This is a genomic window from Bifidobacterium sp. SO1 (genome assembly GCF_018555335.1).
GTDB classification, from domain to species: Bacteria; Actinomycetota; Actinomycetes; order Actinomycetales; family Bifidobacteriaceae; genus Bifidobacterium; species Bifidobacterium simiiventris.
In genome coordinates this window covers 43,569-66,405 of record NZ_JAFEJR010000014.1, presented here as the reverse complement: position 1 = coordinate 66,405, position 22,837 = coordinate 43,569, and the positions used below count along the sequence as shown (strand labels likewise).

At 64.0% G+C, this 22,837-nt stretch carries 13 protein-coding genes; 5 read left to right on the top strand and 8 right to left on the bottom strand.

The features are described 5' to 3' along the window. Window positions 1–45: 45 nt before the first annotated feature. Window positions 46–1,314, bottom strand: a complete 1,269-nt coding sequence (locus JS541_RS10910) for an alkaline phosphatase family protein (RefSeq protein WP_214374531.1) — start codon at window positions 1,312–1,314, stop codon at window positions 46–48. Window positions 1,315–1,451: 137 nt separating this feature from the next. On the opposite strand from JS541_RS10910, the gene JS541_RS10905 reads away from it, so the two are divergent. Then, window positions 1,452–4,184 (top strand): DNA topoisomerase IV subunit A, encoded by a 2,733-nt coding sequence (locus tag JS541_RS10905; RefSeq protein ID WP_214374530.1) that lies wholly within the window; start codon window positions 1,452–1,454, stop codon window positions 4,182–4,184. Window positions 4,185–4,313: 129 nt separating this feature from the next. Here JS541_RS10905 and JS541_RS10900 read toward each other — a convergent pair whose 3' ends face one another. From JS541_RS10900 to JS541_RS10890, 3 genes are read right to left on the bottom strand one after another with little or no spacing between them, the layout of a single operon-like run. Continuing rightward, window positions 4,314–9,113, bottom strand: coding sequence for a DEAD/DEAH box helicase (locus JS541_RS10900; RefSeq protein WP_214374529.1), 4,800 nt, complete (start codon window positions 9,111–9,113; stop codon window positions 4,314–4,316). Window positions 9,114–9,164: 51 nt separating this feature from the next. Then, entirely contained in the window at window positions 9,165–9,392 is a 228-nt protein-coding gene (locus JS541_RS10895) for a helix-turn-helix transcriptional regulator (RefSeq protein ID WP_214374528.1), read from the bottom strand. After that, complete coding sequence (locus tag JS541_RS10890; protein WP_236036865.1) at window positions 9,392–9,991, bottom strand: DUF2975 domain-containing protein; 600 nt, start codon at window positions 9,989–9,991, stop codon at window positions 9,392–9,394. The genes JS541_RS10895 and JS541_RS10890 overlap by 1 nt, the downstream gene beginning before the upstream one ends. A gap of 154 nt (window positions 9,992–10,145) precedes the next feature. Here JS541_RS10890 and JS541_RS10885 point away from each other — a divergent pair, with 154 nt between their 5' ends. Next, window positions 10,146–11,582, top strand: coding sequence for a DUF4173 domain-containing protein (locus tag JS541_RS10885; protein ID WP_214374527.1), 1,437 nt, complete (start codon window positions 10,146–10,148; stop codon window positions 11,580–11,582). An 87-nt stretch (window positions 11,583–11,669) separates the two neighbouring features. Here the strand turns inward: JS541_RS10885 and JS541_RS10880 are convergent, their stop codons facing one another. Next, on the bottom strand, window positions 11,670–12,839 hold the full coding sequence (locus JS541_RS10880) for an MFS transporter (protein ID WP_214374526.1): 1,170 nt from the start codon (window positions 12,837–12,839) through the stop codon (window positions 11,670–11,672). A 260-nt stretch (window positions 12,840–13,099) separates the two neighbouring features. Here JS541_RS10880 and JS541_RS10875 point away from each other — a divergent pair, with 260 nt between their 5' ends. Further along, the gene (locus JS541_RS10875) at window positions 13,100–14,536 is read left to right on the top strand and encodes an aspartate ammonia-lyase (RefSeq protein ID WP_214374525.1); all 1,437 of its coding nucleotides are present in this window, start codon (window positions 13,100–13,102) and stop codon (window positions 14,534–14,536) included. 60 nt (window positions 14,537–14,596) lie between these two features. Here JS541_RS10875 and JS541_RS10870 read toward each other — a convergent pair whose 3' ends face one another. From JS541_RS10870 to JS541_RS14680, 3 genes are all read right to left on the bottom strand, one after another. Next, entirely contained in the window at window positions 14,597–16,864 is a 2,268-nt protein-coding gene (locus JS541_RS10870; RefSeq protein WP_214374524.1) for a DNA topoisomerase IV subunit B, read from the bottom strand. A 69-nt stretch (window positions 16,865–16,933) separates the two neighbouring features. Further along, a complete protein-coding gene (locus JS541_RS10865) occupies window positions 16,934–18,307 on the bottom strand; it encodes an RNA polymerase sigma factor (protein ID WP_214374523.1) in 1,374 nt (457 codons plus the stop codon). Between the two features lie 156 nt (window positions 18,308–18,463). Then, window positions 18,464–18,892 (bottom strand): hypothetical protein, encoded by a 429-nt coding sequence (locus JS541_RS14680; RefSeq protein ID WP_221343557.1) that lies wholly within the window; start codon window positions 18,890–18,892, stop codon window positions 18,464–18,466. Between the two features lie 520 nt (window positions 18,893–19,412). On the opposite strand from JS541_RS14680, the gene JS541_RS10855 reads away from it, so the two are divergent. Together JS541_RS10855 and JS541_RS10850 are read left to right on the top strand one after the other, a co-directional pair. After that, on the top strand, window positions 19,413–20,519 hold the full coding sequence (locus tag JS541_RS10855; protein ID WP_214374521.1) for a polyprenyl synthetase family protein: 1,107 nt from the start codon (window positions 19,413–19,415) through the stop codon (window positions 20,517–20,519). A gap of 84 nt (window positions 20,520–20,603) precedes the next feature. Beyond that, the gene (locus tag JS541_RS10850; RefSeq protein ID WP_214374555.1) at window positions 20,604–22,769 is read left to right on the top strand and encodes a Stk1 family PASTA domain-containing Ser/Thr kinase; all 2,166 of its coding nucleotides are present in this window, start codon (window positions 20,604–20,606) and stop codon (window positions 22,767–22,769) included. Window positions 22,770–22,837 lie beyond the last annotated feature (68 nt).

Genomic DNA, 22,837 nt, shown 5'->3' with positions numbered 1-22,837 from the left:
CACGACGCGTGGGACCGAACCGAGTCACATGGGCAGAAGATCCGGCTACGCCACGTCGATCAGGCAGGGGATGTCCGATTCCAGCCAGCTGTGCGAGCCATGCACGCTCGGTAGCTGCATGGCCTTGTCCGATTGGATGCGCGAGTCCACGATCGTGACGGCCTGCCGGGCCGAAACGATCACATCGCCGAGCATCGGGCGGATGCGATCGTCCACCGGGCCGAACAGTCCCTGACCGATCGCCTCGTCCTTGGTACGCACCAGTGCGAGATCACCGAGACGGTTTCGCCATCGGGCCGCGATGCCGGTGGGATGCTCTCCGTCCTGCGCGTACAGCATCAGCGAGCGTGGCTCTCCCCCGACCACGGCGACGCCACGACTGAGTTCGGGTTCCGCGGCGATGTCGATCCGCTGGCCGGGGTCGGCCGTGATCATGCCATGGTCGGCGGTGATGACGATCAGGGTGCCGGCCGGCGCGCTGCGTTTGAGCAGGGCGAGCTGCGCGTCGATGCGCTCGAACACGGCGATCCACTTGTCGGAATCCCAGCCATGGCCGTGGCCGATCTTGTCAGCGTCGCGGATGTACAGGTAGGTCAGTCCCGGCGTCTTCGCCGCGTTGCAGGCCGCCATGACGCGGTCGCGCGGGGTGACGGAGCCGATGTAATCGCTGCCGCGCAATGCGGCTTCGGTCAGCGGCGAGTTCTTGAATTTCGGCAGACCCGAACTGGTGACGCGTACGTTTTGCGCGCGCAGCCGCTCGAAGACGGTGGGCTGGCGTTGCAGGTCGGCCGGGTCGGGCGCGTCGGTGAATTGGATGAGCTGGCAGAGCTTGCCGTTGTAGGGATTGAGTTGCGTGTAGCCGGCCATGCCGGTAAGTCCCGGACAGGTACCGGTGCCGAACGCGGCCATCGCGGCGGTCGTGGTGCTGGGGGCGCAGGTGGCGATGGACCGCTGGTTGGCCGGCTCGTTCATCAGCGAGCGCAGGTAGGGTGCGTGGCCGAGCCGCATGGCGATGTTCCAGTATCCGAGTCCGTCGACGAGCACCACGATCGCGGACGTCGCGTCGGGCAGTCCGAGCGCGCGTTGCGCCGCAGTGGGATCATGGTGGATGGCTGTGGCGATGGGGTGGCCGATGGCGGCGCTGACGGCGGGCAGCACGGCCGACAGGTGCAGTGCTCCTCCGCGCGTGCCCTCGCCGCCGTCATGACCATTCGCGGCATCGGCCGGGCCGGTTCGGCCGGGGTCGTGATCGTCGTATCGTGCGACCGGCGCGAATCGCAAGAGTTCTTCCATGTCCGGGACTTCCACACTCATGGCTCCCATTCAATCACTGCGGGGTGAATTTCTCGCGGCTTGGCGTGCGGGTCCGATATTATGGTGCGGTTGGCCGGTGTGAATCCGGCCTGTTCGGGACCATCGACATCCATCGACACAGTGGGGAGCACGTACGCATGGCATCGCATCGCAAGCCGGCACAGCCCGCCTATGATCTGCGCAAGGTCAAGGAGCATATCGTCGAAACGCCGTTGAACGAAGAGATGAGCAAGTCGTTCCTCGAATACGCGTATTCGGTGATCTACGCACGTGCGCTGCCCGATGCGCGAGACGGCATGAAGCCGGTGCAGCGGCGCATCGTCTATCAGATGGGCCAGATGAACCTTAATCCGGATCGTCCGTACATGAAGTCGGCGCGTGTCGTCGGCGAAGTGATGGGCAAGCTGCATCCGCATGGCGATTCGGCGATCTACGAGGCGATGGTGCGTCTTGCCCAGCCGTTCGCGATGCGGCTGCCGCTGGTGGACGGCCATGGCAATTTCGGTTCGCTGGACGACGGCCCGGCCGCATCGCGTTACACGGAGGCGCGTCTTGCGCCGGCGGCGCTCGGTATGAACGCGGACATCGACGAGGATACGGTCGATTTCACGCCGAACTACGACAACAAGCTCAAGGAGCCGACCGTGCTGCCGTCGGCGATCCCGAACCTGCTGGTCAACGGCGGTTCGGGCATCGCGGTGGGTATGGCCACGAACATGGCGACGCATAATCTCGGCGAGGTGGTCGCGGCCGCGAAGCATCTCATGAAGTATCCGACGGCGTCGCTTGAGGAGCTGATGCGCTACGTGCCGGGCCCGGATTGGCCGGGCGGCGGCATCATCATCGGCCGTGACGGCATCCGTGAGGCGTACGAGACGGGCCGCGGGTCGCTGACGACCCGTTCCAAGACGCATATCGAGAACGTGACGGCCCGCAAAAAGGCGATCGTGGTGACCGAACTGCCGTACATGGTCGGCCCCGAACGCGTGCTCGAGCGCATTTCGGAAGGCGTGAAGAACCATAAGCTGGAGGGCATTTCGGGCGCGATCGACCTGACGGACCGGCATAACGGCACGCGGCTCGTGATCGAGGTGAAGACCGGGTTCGATCCGAACGCAGTGCTCGCGCAGCTGTTCCGCAACACGCCGTTGCAGGACAACTTCACGATGAACAACGTGGCGCTGGTGGACGGTCGCCCTCACACGATGGGCTTGAAGGAGATGCTCTCAGTGTGGATCGACCATCGTCGCGTGGTGGTGCGCCGGCGCAGCGAGTTCCGTCGCAAGAAGGCGCTGGAACGGCTGCATCTGGTCGAGGGACTGCTGCTGGCGCTGCTCGACATCGACGAGGTGATCCAAGTGATCCGCACGTCCGAGGATGCGGATGCGGCGAAGAATCGCCTGATTGCGGTGTTCGACCTCGACGACATCCAGGCGCAGTACATTCTCGACCTGCGTCTGCGGCGTTTGACGAAGATGAGCCGCATTGAGCTTGAGGCGGAGCGCGACGATCTCAAGCAGCGCATCGAGGAGCTGGAGCGCATCCTCGCGTCCAGTGAAGAATTGGACCGCGTGGTGGTTCGCGAGATGGACGAGGCCGTGGCGGCGTACGGTTCGCCACGGCGCACGGTGCTGCTGGACGAGGGGCCGGACGGGACGCTGACGCCGGTGACGGCTCATGGCGATGACGCGGCATCGTCCGCCGCGCTGGAGGCCGCGCGTACCGCAACGAGGCTATCGAGCGCCGCGGCCGATGTGGCGGCGGCCGCGGCGGCCGCGAAGAAGGCCGGCGAGGACGGCGCCGCACTGACGGCGGCCGCGTTGCAGATCGACGACGAGCCGTGCGTGGTGATGCTGAGCGCATCCGGACTGATCGCACGCATGTCTCCGACCGCATGGGATGTGTGGGAGTCGCGTTCACTATCCGATCCGCGCAAGCCGGATGATCAGATCGTGTCGATCATCCGCACGTCCACACGTTCCTCGTATGGCCTGGTCACGTCGGCCGGCCGACTGGTGCTGGCGCATGTGGTGGAGTTGCCGAACCTGCCCGCGGCGGAATCGTTGAGCGTGACCGGCGGCGTGCGCGCGGACGAGCTGATCGGCATGACCGAAAGCACCGAGCCGGTGCATGGCGAGCATGTAGTGGCGGCTGTGGCATTGACCGGCACGCTGAACGGGGTGGAACAGCCCGAGTTCGCGGCCGGGCGCGACGCGTCGGGCAATGCGGTGACCGATCTGCCGCCGCTGGCGATCGGCACTCGCGGAGGCGTAGTGAAACGTTGGAACCGCGAGGCGCCGACCACGATGGATTCGTGGAACGTGATCGATCTGAAAGACGGGGATCGTGTGTTGACCGCCGCGGATGCCGCGGACGATGACCGGCTCGTGTTCGTTTCGTCCGATTCCTCGCTGCTGACGTTCGAAGCGAAGAACGTGCGTCCGCAAGGACGTACGGCGGCCGGTATGGCAGGCATCCGTCTGGCCGACGAGTGCGTGGCATTGTCGTTCAACGTGGTGCCGGCCGGCAAGATCGCATGGACCGGCGGTGATGGTGACGACGATGCGGCGGCCGGTTCCGGCACGGTGGTACTGACGGTGGCGGGAGACAAGGACGCGTTGGCCGGTACGGAGAACGGTTCGGCAAAGGTCACGCCGTTCGAACTGTATCCGACCAAGGGCCGCGGCACGGGCGGCGTGCGCTCGCAGCGGTTCCTCAAGGGACAGAACACGCTGATCCTCGCCTGGGTTGGCGCCTATCCGCTGCACGCCTCCACCGAATCCGGTTCCCCGGTGGCGCTGCCTGCTCCCGACATGCGTCGTGACGGTTCGGGAGTCGATCTGCCGGCCCCGATCACGTTTATCGCATAAACGCAGGTGCGCCGCATATGAAGGGAGGGATGACCGATTGGCCATCCCTCCCTTCATATGCGGCGGCTTTTGGCTGGTCTCGTGTCATGGACGGCATTCCCCTATGATCGTTTCCGCCATGCTGGTGGTTTACCGGTAGAGCTTCATGCCCTGAGGGCATGGCACGAATCCAGCGGCGTGCAGAATACGGGCGGTATCGCCGCGCTGGGTCAACGGCTCGCCGTTGAGGTCGGCGAAGGTGACGCCACCCGATATGGCACCGGGCACGCCCATTTGCCGTTGCAGGGTGTAGGCGAGTTCGGCGCAGGCGGGCCGCAACGTGTCTTCGTTTCGGTCAAAGGCGAGCAGATGGTGGGATCGCGGCGTTGCGTACAGTACCGGTTTGCCGTGGCAGAGCGTGATCATGGTGCCGGCCCTGCGGGTCGGTCTGCCGGTATTGGCGGGCCACGGAATGGCCGATCCGGTGAGGTTGGCAGGATCGGTAACGTCTAGCGCGACATCGGACTGGCTGTGCCATTGGCCGTTGTCTTCACGGAGCATGTTCACTGTGTCGGAGGCGGCAAACTGGGCGGCGCCGAAACCGGTAATGAACATGCCACGCGTCAGCAGACCGTGTTCCTCCATGCGTTTGAGCACCGGGTACAGTGCGGAGAATCCTCCTTCGATGCCGTCCTGTTCGATCAATGGCTGTGCGATGACGCCGTATCGGTCGAGCAGTATCTCCACCTGGGCGATGGCACGGCGTTCTGGCGTGATCGCCTCGCTGCCCATCGGCGCGGTGTCCCCTGCCATCAATGACGACGGCGACACGGCATCCTCTTCGGGAGCGGGTTGCGCGACGAGCGACCATAGCCCGCCAAGCGTCATGGGAATACGTGCCTGCACGCGGATGTGTCGTCGGACCGCTCGCGCCGGGGTGCGTACCGGCTTGTTTCCCGCCACCAACGCCCGTATCGGGTTCAGGGAGCTGTTGGTGACCTTGCCTTGCCAGACGAGCGACCAGAGGGCCTCCTCGAACTGGTGTTGCGACCATGCTTGAGGAACGATTTCACCGGTGTGCGGGTCAACGATATCCGTGCCAGCATCGTTCCACCGTTCCCGCGCGATCTGAGCCAACTGGTCGGCCCGGTAGGCGCCTCCGGACGACAATGCCGCAAGAATCGCCTCGGGGATGGTCAGTGATTCGCTGTCCTGCCGCGTTCCATTCCGATCGACGCATGGGCCGACCCCTTCCTGCGATTCCCGGCCGTACAGAATCGAATCCGCAGGATGGAAGATGATCCGTCCCGGTTCGCCGGCTTTGGTGTCCGAGCTTTTGTTTCCCTCCCATATGATTTCCCCGTCGGAGATTAGCTCGTCCAGCATGGCCGGCGCGTAGTCGCCCACCCGCGCGGGGAGCACCGAGGATTCCCACACCGTCAGCGGCAAGGCCACGCCCTCGAGCTGTTCGATGACGCGCATCAGCCCGTCCTGACCACGCCAGTGTGCTCCCCCGACCGGGCCGACGCCTTGCCGGTCAAGCAGGAATGCCTGGAACACGGCCGGTTCTACCGGTCGGATCGCCTTGCGTGCTTTGACCAGCGACTTGGCGCGAATACGACGGAAGACGCCCCGGTGCAGCCATTGCGTTCTCCCAAGGCCGCTCACGAACGTGCCGGTCAGCAGTTCGCCCCGCTGTTTGAGCCGGTCCAGCGCGTGCACGGCGTCGTCGGCCGCAACATGCAGATCGGCGATCATCCGGTCGGCGGTGAACGGCCCGTGGGTTTTGGCGTAGCGGGCGGCCCGGCCGTCGATGTCATGCTCGTCCAGTTCGTTCCAGAACGTGCGCTCGGCAAGCTGTTGTTCGACTTCTGCGATCACCTCCGGGTCGAGCACTGTGGACATGTCGGTGGTGCCGAGCAGTCGTTCCAGCACGTCCGGGTCCATCGACAGCATCTGCGTGCTGCGTTCGGCCTGAGGCACGTCGTACTGGTACATGACCGCGCCGACGAATCCGAACAGCAGGTTTTCCGCCAGCGGCGACGGTACCTGCGTATCCGTGACGTGCAGGGTGATGGTGCCGTCATTGAGTGAGGTCATGATCTCGCGCAGGGCCGGTAGATCGTAGACGTCCTGCAGACATTCGCGCGCGGTTTCCAAGAGGAGCGGGAAGTTCCGTCGCATTCTGGCGGCGTTGAGCAGCTGAGCGGCGCGAAGCCGCTGCTGCCAGAGGGGTACGCGCTTGCCGGGTTCGGTGCGTGGCAGGAACAGGGATCGCGCCGCGCATTCGCGGAACCGCGCGGCGAACAGCACGCTCTCCCCCACCTGCGTTTCGATGATGCGTTGCAGCTCGTCGGGGTCGAACCTGACGAGCTCCTGAACGGGTATGGCTCCTTCCCCGTCGGGCAGACGGATGATGATGCCGTCGTCGGCCGCATACACCTGCCCGTCGAATCCGTACTGCTGCTTCAACCGGTTGGTGATGGCCATCGCCCATGGTTCGTGCACGCGCCGGCCGAATGGCGAGTGCACGATGATGCGCCAATCGCCTTCCTCGTCGGGGCATCGTTCGATGACGATATCCCGGTCGCCGGGCAGGACGCCGGTTGCGGCCTGCTGCTCGGCGAGCAGTGCCGCGAGATTGTCGATGGCGTTGCCGTCAAGGCCGTCTTCACGCAGCCGACGCTCTGTGCCTTTGTCGAAGCGTGGCTTGCTTTCCGCCGATACGCTCCCGTTCATATCGCCGGCGCGTATCGAGGATCGCGTCGTGTCGGACAGCCCTCGAGCGATGTCGCGGATGAACCGGCCTTTGGCTTTGCCGAACCCGTAGTCGCGGCCGTTGCCTTCCCCGTGCCAGAACGGCAACCGTGCGGTGCGCCCCGGCGCGGGGGTGACGACGACCCGGTCGCGGGTGATTTCCTGGATCTGCCATGTGGAGGTGCCGAGGGTGATCACGTCGCCGACACGTGATTCGTAGACCATCTCCTCGTCGAGTTCGCCGACGCGTCGCGGTCCTGTGCCGGCGTCCGCTTCGGGAAGAACGACCGTGTAGAGCCCGCGGTCGGGAATGGTGCCGCCGCTGGTGACAGCGAGTCGCTGCGCGCCGGGCCGAGCGGAGATGATGTCATCCTCGCGGTTCCACATGAGCGGTGGGCGGAACGCGGAGAAGTCCTCGCTGTTATAGGCGCCGGTCATCATGCCCATGACCGCATCGAACATGTCACGTCCAAGGTCGGCGAACGGTGCGGCCTTGCGTACCGTCGCATACCAATCGTCCGGTTTAAGGTCATCCATCGCCACGGCGGCGACGGTCTGCTGGGCGAGGATGTCGAGCGGGTTGCGCGGTATGGTCAGCGGCTCGAGCGCTCCGGCCTTCATGCTTTCGAGACTGGCAGCGACGCCGATGATCTGTTCGCGGGTCAACGGATAGAACAGCGCATGGGAGACGCCTCCGACACGGTGATCGGCACGGCCCACACGCTGCAGACCGGATGCGACCGATAACGGCGGCGCGATTTGGATGACCAGATCTACCGATCCCATATCGATGCCGAGTTCAAGGCTGCTGGTGGCCACCACACAGCGCAGTTGGCCTCGTTTGAGCTGCTCCTCGATCTGCTTGCGCCGATCCTTGGAGACGGAACCATGATGGGCCATCGCGATCACGTCGCCCGGTTCATGCGATTGCACGAGCATGGTGGTCGACCCGACCACCGCGTCGTAATGACCGGCGAATCCTTCACGCCCTTCCGGAGAAGTAATGGGATGAGCGGTGCCACGCCGCTCGGCGTAGAGGTCGTTGAGCCGCGCGGTGAGTTTTTCCGCCAATCCTCTCGAATTGACGAACACCAGCGTGGTGTGGTGAGTGAGGATCTCGTCGAGCACGCTGCGTTCCACGACCGGCCATATGGAACCGGAGGTCCGGTCGCCGTTCGCGCCGACAAGATCGACGGTGTCGCCGGAGTCTTCCCGCGCAGCGGACGACGGTGCATGCCCGTCATGCGCAGGTCCCGCATCGGCCGTCAGTCCGCGTCGTTCGGCAAGCCGTCTCATGGCCGGCGTGACGCCGGAGATGGGCTGAGTACCGGCACGCTGGATATCCGAGCCTCCGGCGCGCGACGACGCGTTGGCGGATTGCAGGTCACGCATGTTAGCCAATGGTTCGATCACGCGCAGATCCATCGCCGGACTGGACGCGGGATTGACGATGTCGACCGGCTGCGCGCCGCCAAGGAACCGTGCCGCGGCTTCGGGCGGGTTAACGGTCGCGGATAGCCCGATGCGCTGCGCCGGTGAGCCGGTGAGCAGATCGAGCCGTTCGAGACTGAGCGCGAGGTGCGCGCCTCGTTTGGTGCCGGCGAGCGCGTGCACTTCGTCCACGATCACCGTATCGACCGTGTTCAGGATGCGCCTCGCCTTGGAGGTGAGCAGCAGGTACAAGGATTCCGGCGTGGTGACGAGGATGTCTGGCGGATGGGAGACGATGGCCCGCCGCTCCTGCGGTGTGGTGTCGCCGCTGCGGGTCGCTACGGCGATGTTCGGCGCATGCAACCCCATCGCCTCGCATTGGGCGGCAATGCTCTCAAGCGGCGTTTGCAGGTTTTTGGCCACATCGACGGCGAGCGCCTTCAATGGTGAGACGTACAGTACCGTGACGCCTCGGCGACCGTCCCGCCGCCTGCGGCCGGCCGCCGATGGACCGGATGGAGACAGCTTGGCGGCAAGAACCATCTCGGGCGCAGGACGTGCGGCCCGTTCCCCCATCAGCCGGTCGATGGCCGAAAGAAACGCGGACAAGGTCTTTCCCGAACCGGTGGGCGCGATGACCAGCACGTTCCTGCCTGATTGGATGGCCGGCCATGCCGCTTGCTGGGCATCGGTCGGCCTGCCGAACGCATGTTTGAACCATGCCTTGGTGGGCTCCGAGAACAGATTCAAGCATTCGTACATGCGTTCGATTATGCCCGAGGCTGCGGACGATGCGACACGTGACGCCCTTGCCTACGACGCCCCGTCCGCGTCATCATCGTCGACCCATTCGAGCACATCGCCGGGCTGGCAGTCGAGCACCTCGCAGATGCGGTCGAGCGTAGAGAAACGAATGGCCTTGGCGCGGCCGTTCTTGAGCACGGCCACATTGGCCGGCGTGATGTCGATGCGTTCGGCGAACTCGCCCACGCTCATCTTGCGTCTGGCGAGCATCACGTCGAGGTTCACGCGAATCGTCATCAGATCACCGCCTCAAGCTCGTCGCGCTGGGCGATGGCCGCCGCAAGCAGCGAACGCATGACGAGCATGAGCAGGATGAAGGCGACGATAAGCAGCAGCGCGACGACGCAGGCGAGGCTCAATGCAAACGCACCCATCGCCACGTCCGTCATCGCACCTTGATACGCATCGTAGTAGGCGTTATGGGCGAACGAGTTGTACAGCAGCACGAACAGCACCAGCACGCCTTCCGCGCCGGCGCATCCGATGATGACGTTGTCCCACAGGATCGCCTTGCCGGAGAATACGTCTCGCCGCTTCACCAGCGTCAGCAGGTTCCACAGTGGCACCAGCGCAACCTCGAAGCATGCGACGCCGAGCAGCCCGGCAACGGTGTACGGCCATCTCGCGGCCGCAAATTCCGGGTATGTCGTCACGAAATCGCCGGCCGCAACATACATGACGACCTGCCCCCATAGGCAGATCAGCTCGAACAATACGATCAGCACCTTGAGCGCGGCGATCGCCCGCGGATGGAATTCCCTCCACGTCCGCACATCGTCATCCACCGGAGGCACGGCGGATGCCATGCGACCTCGCAGCCGACTGACGTCTCCCATATCAGCACCGCCTTTCCACTCGGCAATCACTATCGACAATCGATTATCACTAATCGTAACTCGATAGTAATCTATCGTTTTTCGATATGCAAGTTTGGTGAAGAACCAGACGCCAGACAGCTGCCGACCCACAACGCGACCTTACGCTGGCGACATGAGCACTTCACGTCATGAATCAGCCGAGACCCAACCCGGCGACATGGTCGACACCCGGCCGGAGTCCGACATCACGTCAACGGGAAAAACCTCCGGACCGCAGCCATCCGACACGGCCTCAGTATCTTCCGACGCTCGGCCCACAGCAACGACCGGACAATCGCTCGAGCCGCGCACCATCCTGCTGTTCGCCGTATCGTTCGCCATTCCAATGCTGTTCGACCGCATAGTACTGGCCGGGCTGCAGTCGACCTACGGACGCCCCCGTATGACGAGTCTGCTGTTCGCCGCGTTCTGGCTGTCCTGCGTCGTCATCGTCACCGCGCTGCACTGGCGAGCCGCACGCCGACGTCCGCTGACGTGGTTCACCGCCGCCGCCATCGCCGCGCTTGCCGCTTGGCTGGTCATGTCGGAACGCGGCATCTTTTCGGATAATCCCGAGTATGGGTTCATTACCGCCCTATGCGCCATTCCGTCGCTGCTGATGCTGCATGCGCAGCTGGTCAACGGACGTTACGACGTCCGCCACCCGTTCGGTATCATGCTGCGCTGGCTGACGGGCTGGCTCATCCAGCCGTTCGCCGGGCTTGGGCGGTTCGGCCGGGCCGTATCGTCGGCGGTCCACGTCGCAGCCAACAGCAGACAACGCCCCATTATGCGCCGCATCGGCATCGCGTTGCTGATCGCGGTTCCCGTATTGGCCGTACTGGTCGCGCTGTTGTCAAGCGCCGACATGGTGGTGTCGTACGGCATCTCGCGTCTGTTCGGCGACCTTGATCTCACGTCGTTGCTCATGCATGCACTCGCGGTGCTGCTGCCGATGCCGTTCCTGTTTTCGCTGCTGGACAATCAGGAGCGTTCCGATGGCGAGATGGCGGCATGGTACGGCAGGTCCGTGTCGCTGTCGTTGGACACGCTGGTGACGGCCATCGTGCTGGGTCTGGTGCTGGTCGTGTACGCGATGTTCTGCGCGGTGCAGTTTACGTTCCTGTTCGCGGGTGAGGGATTGCCGGGCGGTCTGACATACGCCGAGTACGCGCGCAGCGGATTCTTCCAGCTGCTGTTCGTCGCTGCGGTGAATCTGGCGGTGTTCGGCCTTGTGCTGACGTATGCGAGGCGCACGCGCGCGATCGAGGCGATGTTGGTCGGCCTGATCGCGGCGACCGGCGTGATGCTGGCGTCGGCGGCGACGCGACTGGGCCTGTACGTGGACGCGTATGGGCTGACGTGGCTGCGGTTCGTATCGTTGACGTTCATCGGACTGCTGGCCGTGATGCTGGCGCTGTGTCTGGTGCGGATGCGAACCGCGCGGCTGCCGTTGATCGCGACGTGTTTCGCGCTGTTCGTGGTCTGGTATGTCGCATTGGGATATTGCGATCCGACGGCACTGATCGAGCGGTACAACATGACACACGGGTTCTCGCCGTTCATGTAGCCGATTGCTGACGAGTCGTTTCACCCTGCCACCCTGCCTTCGCACTGCCGTCGACGCCCCATCGCGAGGGTGCAGCCGGCGAACGCATTAGCCGCGCTTCCTGCGCAGGGATTCGTGCATGAAGACCATGAGCGCGAGGAAGACGAACAGGTAGGCCGGCAGCAGACGGATGGTCACGTATTGGGCGATGAGCCCGAACAGCGGCGGCATGAGCATGGAGCCGATGTAGGCGCAGGCCATCTGCACGCCGACGATGGCCTGCGAGTTCTCCTCGCCGAAATAGTCGGGCGTCGAATGGATGATGCACGGGTAGACGGGGGCACAGCCGAGGCCGAGCACGGCAAGTCCGGCGTAGACGCCGAAATGGTTCGGCAACGGCAGCAGCATGACGATGATGCCGGCGAGGATGAGCGTCTGGCCGAGGCGGATCATGGCGGGGTCGGACAGGCGCATAGTGAGGAATCCGCTCAGGGCGCGGCCGATGGTGATGCCGAAGTAGAGGACGACGATGCGACTGGCGGCGGTCACCTTGTCGACGCCGTCGGCGAGCACCATGTAGCTGCTGCCCCACAGCATGGCGGTCTGCTCGATGGCGCAGTAGCACAGGAACATCACGAGGATCTCCTTGGCGCCGCGGATGGCGAGCACGCCCTTGACGCCCAGCGGCTCGCGCGGTTTGGCCGGCTCGGCATCGGCCTCAGCCGTCTCCCTGCGCGACTTCCACAGCGGCAGGCTGAACACCAGCATGACGGTGAGCACGATCTGCAGCATGCCGATGTACCGGTAGCCCCACGGCCAGCCCTGGCCGTTGGACAGCGCATAGCCCATGACGTACGGCCCGACGAGCGTGCCGACGCCCCACATGCAGTGCAGCCAGCTCATGTGCTTGCTTTCGTAGTGGATGGCGACGTAGTTGTTGAGCGCCGCGTCCACGCCGCCCGCGCCGAGGCCGTACGGGATGGCCATCAGTATCAGCGCCCAGTAGTTCGGCGCGATGGAGAATCCGAGCAGTGCGGCGGCGGTCATGCCGACCGATACGGCGGTGACGCGGCCCGCGCCGAACCGCAGCGTCATACGGTCGCTCAGTAGCGCTGAGACGATGGTGCCGGCGGAGATCGTCATCGAAATGCCGCCCGCCCACGAGACCGGTGCGCCCAGATCCTGGCTCATGGTCGGCCATGCGGAGCCGAGCAGCGCATCGGGCAGACCAAGACTGATGAAGGCGATGTAGATCACGGCGAGCAGCAGATTGACCACAACGGTTCCTTTCACGATATCCGGTCGAAGGCCTCACCGCCATTCGACGAACCCAATATGTACGTTCGTACATACCATATCGGAACAACTCGATAATTACCAGTCGGTAAGCAGCGACACGCCGGTAATTGCGGAGGGATTTTTCGACCAGCAGCCACGTCAACGATCCTTCGCGCACGGCGAACGATGGCATGTTGTGCGCAAACCCGTCATGATGGTGACGGAGCATAAGGCCACAAGCCGAATAAAAGGAGCATACGATGACCACAAGCGATACGATGCGGCAGACCAGGACCGAACACGACTGCATCGGCACGATGGAGGTGCCGGCGGACGTCTACTGGGGCATCCACACGCAGCGCGCGATCGGCAACTTCACCGTCTCCGGCATCCCCGACTCCGCACACCCGCAGCTGGTGAAGGCGTACGCCACCGTCAAGCGCGCCTGCGCCGAAGCCAACGAGGGACTTGGCCTGATCGACCACGCCAAGGCGCGGGCGATCATCGCCGCATGTCTCGAGATCGAAGGCGGCAAGCTCGCCGACCAGTTCCCTGTCGACGTATTGCAGGGCGGGGCCGGCACCTCGACGAACATGAACATGAACGAGGTGATCGCCAACCGTGCGCTCGAGATCGCCGGACACGCCCGCGGCGACTATAAATACATCCATCCCAACGATGACGTGAACCACTGCCAGTCCACGAACGACACGTATCCGGCCGCGTGCAAGATCGCGTTGATCGACGCGCTCGGCCCGTTGGCCGAGGAGACGAAGAAGCTCGCCCGCGCATTCCACGACCTCGCCGACCGGCACGCCAACGATGTGACGATCGGGCGCACGCAGCTGCAGGACGCCGTGCCGATGACCTATGGCCAGGAGTTCCACGCGTTCGCGAGCTTCATGAAGGCCGACACGCGCGAGCTCGAACGCGTCGTACCGCAGCTCATGTCGCTCAACCTCGGCGCGACGGCCATCGGCACCGGCATCTGCGCCGACCTGCGCTTCCGCAAGGCCGCCACCGAGCATCTGGCCCGCATCACCGGGCTGCCGATCACGGCCGCCCCCGACCCGATCGCGGCGATGACTGACATGAGCGCGTACATCGCCGTGTCGCAGACCGTGAAGAATCTGGCAATCCATTTGAAGAAGGCGGCCGACGATCTGCGGCTGCTCAACTCGGGACCGCACGACGGGTTCAACGATCTCAATGTACCGGCACGTCAGGCCGGCAGTAGCATCATGCCCGGCAAGGTGAACCCGGTGATCCCCGAATGCGTGGACCAGTGCTGCTTCATGGTATTCGGCATGGACACGACCGTGACGTGGGCCGCGTCGGAAGGCCAGCTGCAGTTGAACGCGTTCGACCCGGTGATGATCCACGCGCTGCTCGGCGGCATCGACCTCATGACCCGGGCGATGGCGATGTTCCGCGAACGCTGCGTGGACGGCATCACGATCAACGCATCCGTGGGCCGCCGCTACGCCGAGTATTCGCCGTCGATCGCGGCCACGCTCAACGATGCGATCGGCTACGAGCATGCGGCCGACATCGCCAAGGAGGCGGCGGTCAGCGGTCGGAGCGTGCGCGAGGTCGCCGGAGAACGCACCGACCTGCCTGCGGAACAGTTGGATGCGTTGCTCGATCCGATCGCATTGTCCCGCCGGCTCGGGCAGACCTGCCGCGAACATCAGTAATTAAAACGGACGATTCGGCCTCCCCGTCGTACAGGCGGGGAGGCCGAATGTCGTTCAGGATCAAGTGTCGATCTTGGAACGGTCGAAGTCGTCGGCGTTGTCGACGATGAACGCCTTGCGCGGCGGCACGTCATCGCCCATGAGCAGGCTGAAGATGCCGGCAGCCTGTGCGGCGTCCTCCATGCGGATGCGGCGCAGCATGCGCGTGCGCGGGTCCATCGTCGTGTCCGCCAACTGGTCGGCGTCCATCTCGCCCAGACCCTTGTACCGCTGGATGTCAGGGTTGTACGAGATCTTGCGCCTGTCGAGGTCGGCGAGCTTGCCGGCGAGTTCGTCGTCGGAATACGTGTAGATGTACTCGCCCTTGTGCGAGCCGGCCAACGCGATGCGATGTAGGGGCGGGACGGCCGCATACACGTGCCCGGCTTCGATGAGCGGGCGCATGTACCGGTAGAACAGGGTGAGCAGCAGGATGCGGATGTGCGCGCCGTCGACGTCGGCATCGGTCATCATGATGATCTTGTTGTATCGTGCCTGTTCGATGTCGAAGCTTTGGCCGGAACCCGCGCCGACGACCTGGATGATCGCCGCACATTCCTTGTTGGACAGCATCTGCGCGAGCGACGCCTTCTGCACATTGAGGATCTTGCCTCGAATCGGCAGGAGCGCCTGGAACGCGGAGTTGCGCGCGGCCTTGGCGGTGCCGAGTGCGGAGTCGCCCTCGACGATGAACAGTTCGGCCACGTCGTCGTTGCCCGGCTGGCAGTCGGACAGTTTCGGCGGCATGGATGCGGATTCGAGCGCGTTCTTGCGGCGCGTGACCTCTTTGGTCTTACGGGCCTGGATGCGCGCGTGCATCTCGCCGACGATCTTGTCGAGCACGCGGCCGGACTGCTCCTTGTAGCCGCGTTTCGATCCGGTGATCATCTCGCCGAACTGCCGGTCGGTCATCCTCGTGACGATCGGCTTGACCTGCGCGGTGCCGAGCACGTCCTTGGTCTGGCCTTGGAACTGCGGTTCGGCGATGCGCACGGTGACGACGGCCACGAGACCGGCCATGATGTCGTCGCGTTCGACCTTCTGCGCAGGATCCTTGAGGTTGACCTTGAGCTTGCGGGCGTTGTCCTCGACGGTTTTGCGGATCTGCTTGGTCAGGCTCAGCAGGAAACCGTCGACGTGCATGCCGCCGCCGGGAGTCTCGACCACGTTGACGAAGCTGCGGATCACCGTGTCGTAGCCGTTGACCCAGCGCAGCGCGATGTCGACGCCGCAGTCGCGCTTGACCTTCTGCGCGTGCAATTCGCCGTTCTCGCCGACGGCCTGCGTCTCCTCGACGTACGTGTCCTGGCCACTGATGCGCCAGATGTCGGACACCGGCTCGCCGTTCGACAGAAAGTCCACAAAGTCCTTGACGCCGCCGGTGTGGCAGAATTCCTCGACACGCCGGTGCGTATGACTGGCCGCGTCGGCCTTGGCGACGGCGACCGCGGCGGATTCGCCGGCTGCGGTCGCGGTCTCGACGCCATCATCCTGCGCCGATTCGGCCGTCGCTTCCGTCGCGGCGGTATCCTGCGCGTCGTCGATCTCGCGCAGTTCGTCGACGGTTTCGTCGCCGGTCGCCGGAATATGCTCGTCGATGACGGTGATCTTCAGGCCAGGTACGAGAAAGCTGGTCTGACGGACGCGGTCGATGAGCTGCTCGTAGCTGAACTGCGCGGTGTCGTTGAAGATCTCGGGGTCGGCCCAGTACCGGATGCGTGTGCCGGTGGTCTTGGGGCTGACCTTGCCGATGATCTCGAGTTCGGTCGGCTTGTTCTTGCGGGTGCGCTTGAACGGCGAGTCCGGCGAGGGATGCGCGAGGTCGGCATCCGAATACACGCCGGGATGACCTTGGTGGAACGCCATGTGGTGCGTTTTGCCGTCACGGTCGACTTCGACATCGAGCCGGGAGCTCAAGGCGTTGACGACGGACGAACCGACGCCGTGCAGACCACCGGCCGCGTTGTAGGAGGCGTTGCCGAACTTCGCGCCGGCATGCAATTTGGTGAGCACGACCTCGACGCCGGTAAGCTTGGTCTTCGGTTCGACGTCGACGGGGATGCCACGGCCGTTGTCAGCCACTTCGACGGAACCGTCGGTGTGCAGGGTGACGGTGATATGGTCGCACGCGCCGGCAAGGGCCTCATCCACGGAATTGTCGATGATCTCCCACAGGCAGTGCATGAGGCCCTGGCTGTCGGTCGTGCCGATATACATGCCTGGGCGCTTGCGCACCGCGTCAAGGCCCTCGAGCACGGTAAGACTGTCGGCACCGTAGGATTCGGGCATAGTTCTCCTTACTCAGTCAACACGTGGGAAAAAACGTGCTCCCCGTTTGCCGGGGAGCACGAAAGTGGATCATTGATCCAGGAAGTCGCGCAGGGTCTGCGAACGCGAGGGGTGACGCAGTTTCGACATGGTCTTGGACTCGATCTGACGGATGCGCTCACGGGTCACGCCGTACACGCGGCCGATGTCGTCGAGAGTCTTCGGCTGGCCATCTTCAAGGCCGTAGCGCATCTTGATGACGCCGGCCTCACGCGGGGAAAGCGTCTCGAGCACCTGCTTGAACTGTTCCTGCAGCAGCGAGAACGCGACCGCGTCGGACGGCGCGATGGCGTCGGTGTCCTCGATGAGGTCGCCGAACTCGGAGTCGCCGTCCTCGCCGAGCGGGGTGTGCAGCGAGATCGGCTCACGGCCGTACTTCTGCACTTCCTGCACCTTCTCGACCGGCATGTCGAGTTCGCGCGCCAGCTCGTCGGGCGTGGGCTCGCGACCGAGATCCTGCAGCATCTGGCGCTGCACGCGGCTCAGCTTGTTGATCACTTCGACCATGTGCACGGGCACACGGATGGTGCGCGCCTGATCGGCCATGGCACGGGTGATGGCCTGACGGATCCACCACGTGGCGTACGTGGAGAACTTGAAGCCCTTCTTCCAGTCGAACTTCTCGACGGCGCGGATCAGACCCAAGTTGCCTTCCTGAATGAGATCGAGGAACAGCATGCCTCGGCCGGTGTAACGCTTGGCGAGCGAGACGACGAGTCGCAGGTTGGCTTCGAGCAGGTGATCCTTGGCCTTCTTGCCGTCGTTCGCGGCCCACTTGAGCTCGCGCTTACGTTTAAAGTCCATCTTGTCGGACTCGGTGTCGAGCAGATGCTGCGCGTACAGACCGGCCTCGATACGTTCCGACAGGTCGACCTCCTGTTCGGCGTTCAGCAGGCTCACACGTCCGATCTGCTTCAGGTAATCCTTGACTGGATCTGCGGTGGCGCCGGCAGCGATGACGCGACGCTTCGGATTGCCCGACGGGGTTAGGTTGTCGTCGTCATCGTCGTCACGAACGACGAACGCGCCCTTCTCCTTCGGAGTCTCGATCTCCTTGGGTTTGGACTCCTCGTCGTCCTCGTCGTCGATCTCCTCGTCGTCCTCGGACTCGTCCTCGTCGTCCTCATCCAGATCGTCGTCATCGTCGGTGACATCGTCCAGATCCTCGTCCAGATCGTCCAGATCGGCGTCGACGTCCTGATCCTCGTCGTCCTCGAGTTCGTCTTCGTCGGTGATGTCGGTCTCCTTGACGGGGGCCTCCTTGCGAGCCGTCTTGTGCTTCGTTCCGGCAGAGGCTTTCGTCGAAGACTTCTTCTTCGCCTTGGCTGCGGTCTTGCGTGTGGGCGTCGCCTTTTCGGTTTCCTCGGCGCCGTCCTGGGTTGCCGTCGCATCCTTCTTGGCCAAGCTTATCCTCCTACTGATCCTGCCGCCGCACGCTTATACCACATAAGGCGCACTTCTGGCAAGGGCAAATCGTCAACTATTGGAGTTAACCACCTTGCAAGGACGATTATTCCCGCCTTGCCGAGCGCGAAACGAAAAACACACCGGATCGATCCGTCACGAACCGCACCATGCCGGGCGGATGCCGCGTTCGATCAGCGACACCACAATGCCGGCGAGCGTGCAGTCCTCGTCCAGTGCGAGACATTCGAGCGCGCGTATCACGGCCAGGTCGTCGCCCATCCACCACAGTACGTAGGCGAGCGCCGCCAGCGGCTGCACCCTCCATCGTTCCGGCACCGCGTCGCCCATCCGTTTCAGCATCGCCGTCCCGCGTCGGCACCGTTCCGTATCCGGCCGAGCTCGCGCGTCATGGAAGGCGTTCGTCATCATGTCCGACATGCCGCACCGCACGCGATCGGAATGCGGTTGCGAGGCAATCTCGATCATCATGCGCTCGTCACAGGGGCGCCCGATGACCAGTGACACGATCGCGGCGTCCCGGATCGGCAGCGATTCGCTCATGCCCACGGCGAATGCGGCCATGCCTTCCCTACTGAGCATGGTTACGGGCGCATCGGATGATCGAACGGATTCCAGTGCCCGCATCCATTGCGTGAACGGGCCACGGACCCATTCGCGGTTCCCGTCCGTGGGACCGACCGAACGGCGCATGTCGCGGAACCGGCATGTCAGCCGTTCCAGTTCGTTGCCGGAGAAGGGTTCCTCAATCGGATCCCGGCATGGTTCTGATGATGGCGATCCTTCGACGAAGCGTTGCGGAAACCGGGACGCCGATCGTGGCGGCGGGCCTGTCTGTCGGTTGCGCCGGTGCACGCTATGTCTCGCTGCTCGGCCGTTCGTTGGCGTCGTGGTCATGATTGTCCTCCTTGACTATGCGGGCGGTCCGGTAAGCCGGTCACGCGCATCCGTGCGCGCTGACTATCAACTATGCACTATCCGCGTTCACCGGGTGACGTTTTTCGACCTATGTGGTCGAAAGGTCGAAATCGTTGGAATGCCGCCACTCTTGTGTTCGACAACCTATGTGGATAACCTTAGAGGCATGACTGTTGACTCGGAGAAGACCTCCATTGAAGCGCGAATCGCCCATCTGGTACGCGCCACCGTCGGCCCGCAGGACGGGCAGGGCACGATCGTCGCGTCGTGCCGCACCGTGCTGAACGAGGTTACCCGGCAGGCGCTGACCTCCAGTGAGGGCGGTAAACGGCTGCGCGCGCTGCTGTTGCTGGACGCGTTCGACGCGACCGCGCCTAACGCCGAACCGGCCGGATTCGGCGGTAACGGCGATGCGGCGGACGTGCGGGATCACGTACTGGATCTGGCCTGCGCGATCGAAGTGTTTCAGACCGCGGCGCTGGTGCATGACGACATCATCGACGATTCCGATCTGCGACGGGGCAAGCCGTCCGCACACCGCGCGCTGGCGGCGGCGACGCACTCCGACCCGATCGGCAACGGCTTGGGCATCATGCTGGGCGATCTGCTGGCCACCGCCAGCGTGGACATCGCCAACGCCGCGGCCCGCCATTTGCCATCGTCGGATGCGGTCGTGGCCGCGTTCCTGAACATGCATCGCGAGGTGGAGATCGGTCAGGTGCTTGATCTGGCCGTGGAGATGACGCCGTTGGACGATCCGCGAGCACTGGCCGAGGCGTCGCTGAACGTGTTCCGTTGGAAGACCGCGAGCTACACGACGATCGCGCCGATGGAGTTGGCTCTGATCGCCGCCGGCGTCTCCCCCGCCGACGCGCGCGGCAAGGCGTTGGCCGTCGGCAAGCCGCTGGGACTGGCGTTCCAGCTTGCGGACGATCTGCTGGATGTGATTGGCTCGAGCAAGAACACCGGTAAGCCGGTCGGCGGCGACATCCGGGAAGGCAAGCGCACCGTGCTGCTGGCGGATGCGCTCGAAGCGGCATCCACGTCCGACCGCGAGGAACTGGTGCATCTGTTCGAAGCCTCGCACCGCGACGACGATCAGGTTCGGCATGTTATCGAACTGTTCGGTTCGACCGGCGCGGTGGACCGTTCCAGGGAACGGATCGGCGAGCTGTGGCGGCAGTCGCGGACGGCGATCGAACAGCTCGAACTGCCGGATGATGCGACGACGACGTTGGCCGAGGCGTGCGCGCGGTTCGTGCCTCTTGACTAGAAGCGGCCGTACCACGTTCCCGGCATGCCACAGGGTAGACTGGCATGAGATTTCCATGACGATATGAGGGACCAGACATACAAGATGAGCGAAGCCGTGCACACCCCTGAAGATCCGTTGATCGGCCAGATGATCGAGGGACGATACCATGTCTCCCGCAAGATAGCCGAGGGTGGTATGGCCACGGTGTACGAGGCACTGGATACGCGTCTGGATCGCACGGTCGCCATCAAGGTCATGCATATGCAGCTGGCGCAGGGACCGCACCGGGCCCAGTTCGTGGAGCGTTTCCGCCGTGAGGCGAAGTCGGCGGCGGCGATTGCGAACCCTCACATCGTGCAGGTATACGATACCGGCGAGGTGAACGGGCTGGATTTCCTGGTGATGGAGTTCGTACACGGCGTGAACCTGCGCCGCGAAATGAACGAGCAGGGCACGTTCACGGTACGTGAGACGCTGCGCGTCGTGAATGAGACATTGGATGGTCTCGCTTCAGCCCATCGCGCGGGCGTGGTGCATCGCGACATCAAGCCGGAGAACATTCTGCTCAACGACCGCGGCCACGTACAGATTACCGATTTCGGACTGGCGAAGGCGGCTTCGCAGGCCACGCTCTCCTCGACGGGCATGTTGTTGGGCACCGCCGCGTACCTTGCCCCGGAAATGATCGAGAACAATCAGGCGACCCCGCAAGGGGATCTGTATTCCGTGGGCATCATGGCCTGGGAGATGCTGGCCGGCGAGGTGCCGTTCACATCCGATAATCCGGTGACGCTCGTATTCAAACATGTCCATGAGGACGTGCCACCCATTTCGACCGTGTGTCCGGGCATCAGCCCGCTGGTCTCGGCGTTTCTCACGCATCTGACGGCACGGGCCGTCGAGGCACGTCCCGCCGATGCGGCCGAGGCCGAGCAAGAGCTGCAACAGCTCACGGCGCAGCTGGATATTGCCGACTGGACGTACCGCCGGCCGCAAGGTGGCACGGAACAGACCATCGGCTCCGATGCGACCGCGGCGGCATCGGCGCTCGACGCGTTGTCCGGCACCTCGGACGGCACCATGCCCATCCCCGCTCCCCCATCCATCATCGCCGCGACAAGCATGTTGCCAGCGACGACCGAAGCCCGGACCGAGGCATTGCCGGACACGGCGATCGCGTCAGTGGCCGACATGGATGACGACCGGTCGGAGGCCGAAAAACAGCCGACCCGGCATATGGCCAAACGGCCCCGCTCCTCGGTTCCCGTGATCGCGGCCGCGGTGCTGCTGGTGGCCGCGATCGCGGGAGGCGGCGCCGCATGGTGGTATTTCCTCGGCCCCGGCAGCTATTGGACCGTGCCCAAGCCCGATGACGTGAACTGCTCGCAAGGCCAGGCATGTTCCGTGTCAGGCGCGCGATGGAGCGCCTACCGGAGCACGCTGAACGTGTCGAACATCCCATTTACCGTGTCCGAACGCAACGATGACGATGTGCCCGCCGGCGACATCATTTCAGCTTCTCCGGGCAATGTCGGCGACCGTATCAGCAAGCGGGGCGACGCCTCGATGAGCATCGTCGTCTCGAAGGGCGTGAAGACGGCGACCATTCCTTCGGATATCTTCGACACGTCGTCATCTCACGGCACCGATGTGGTCGCCGCGCTGGAATCGGCCGGATTCGATGCCGTTACCCACGACGGTTCGCAGGACGAGTATTCGCAGACGCTTCCCGAAGGCGCCGCGATCAGCATCGTCGACGCATCCACCGGCGATCCCATCAAAGCCGGCGCCGTGCTCAAGCACAACACGCCGATCACCGTCGTCCTGTCGAAGGGACCGATGCCGGTGACGATGCCCGACATCGTCGGCAAGACGCAGGACGAGGCCAAAACCGCGCTCGACGAGCTGAAGCTCACCATGAACGTCACCGAGGAATACGACGACAAGGTGCCGGCCGGTTCGGTTATATCCGCCTCCGTCGATGAAGGCTCCCAGCTGCATTGGGGGGACAGCGTCGACGTAGTCGTCTCGAAGGGCCCTGAGACCATCACCTTGGAGAACTACGTCGGTCAGAAGGCAAGTGCGGCGAAGGCCGCGCTCGAGAAGCTCGGGTTCAAGGTGACAGTCAAATCGACCATCACGCTCGACTCCAACAAGGACAAGCTGGTGGCGTCGCAGGATCCGACCGGGGGCACGGTAACCCGCATCCGCGACGAGAACGGAGATCCCATCACTGTCACGCTGACGATGTACTCCTCGCTGCTGTAGTCATTCGCCCATAATGTTGGAGGCCGGTTTCCCATTAGGAAACCGGCCTCCAACCATATACGAACCTT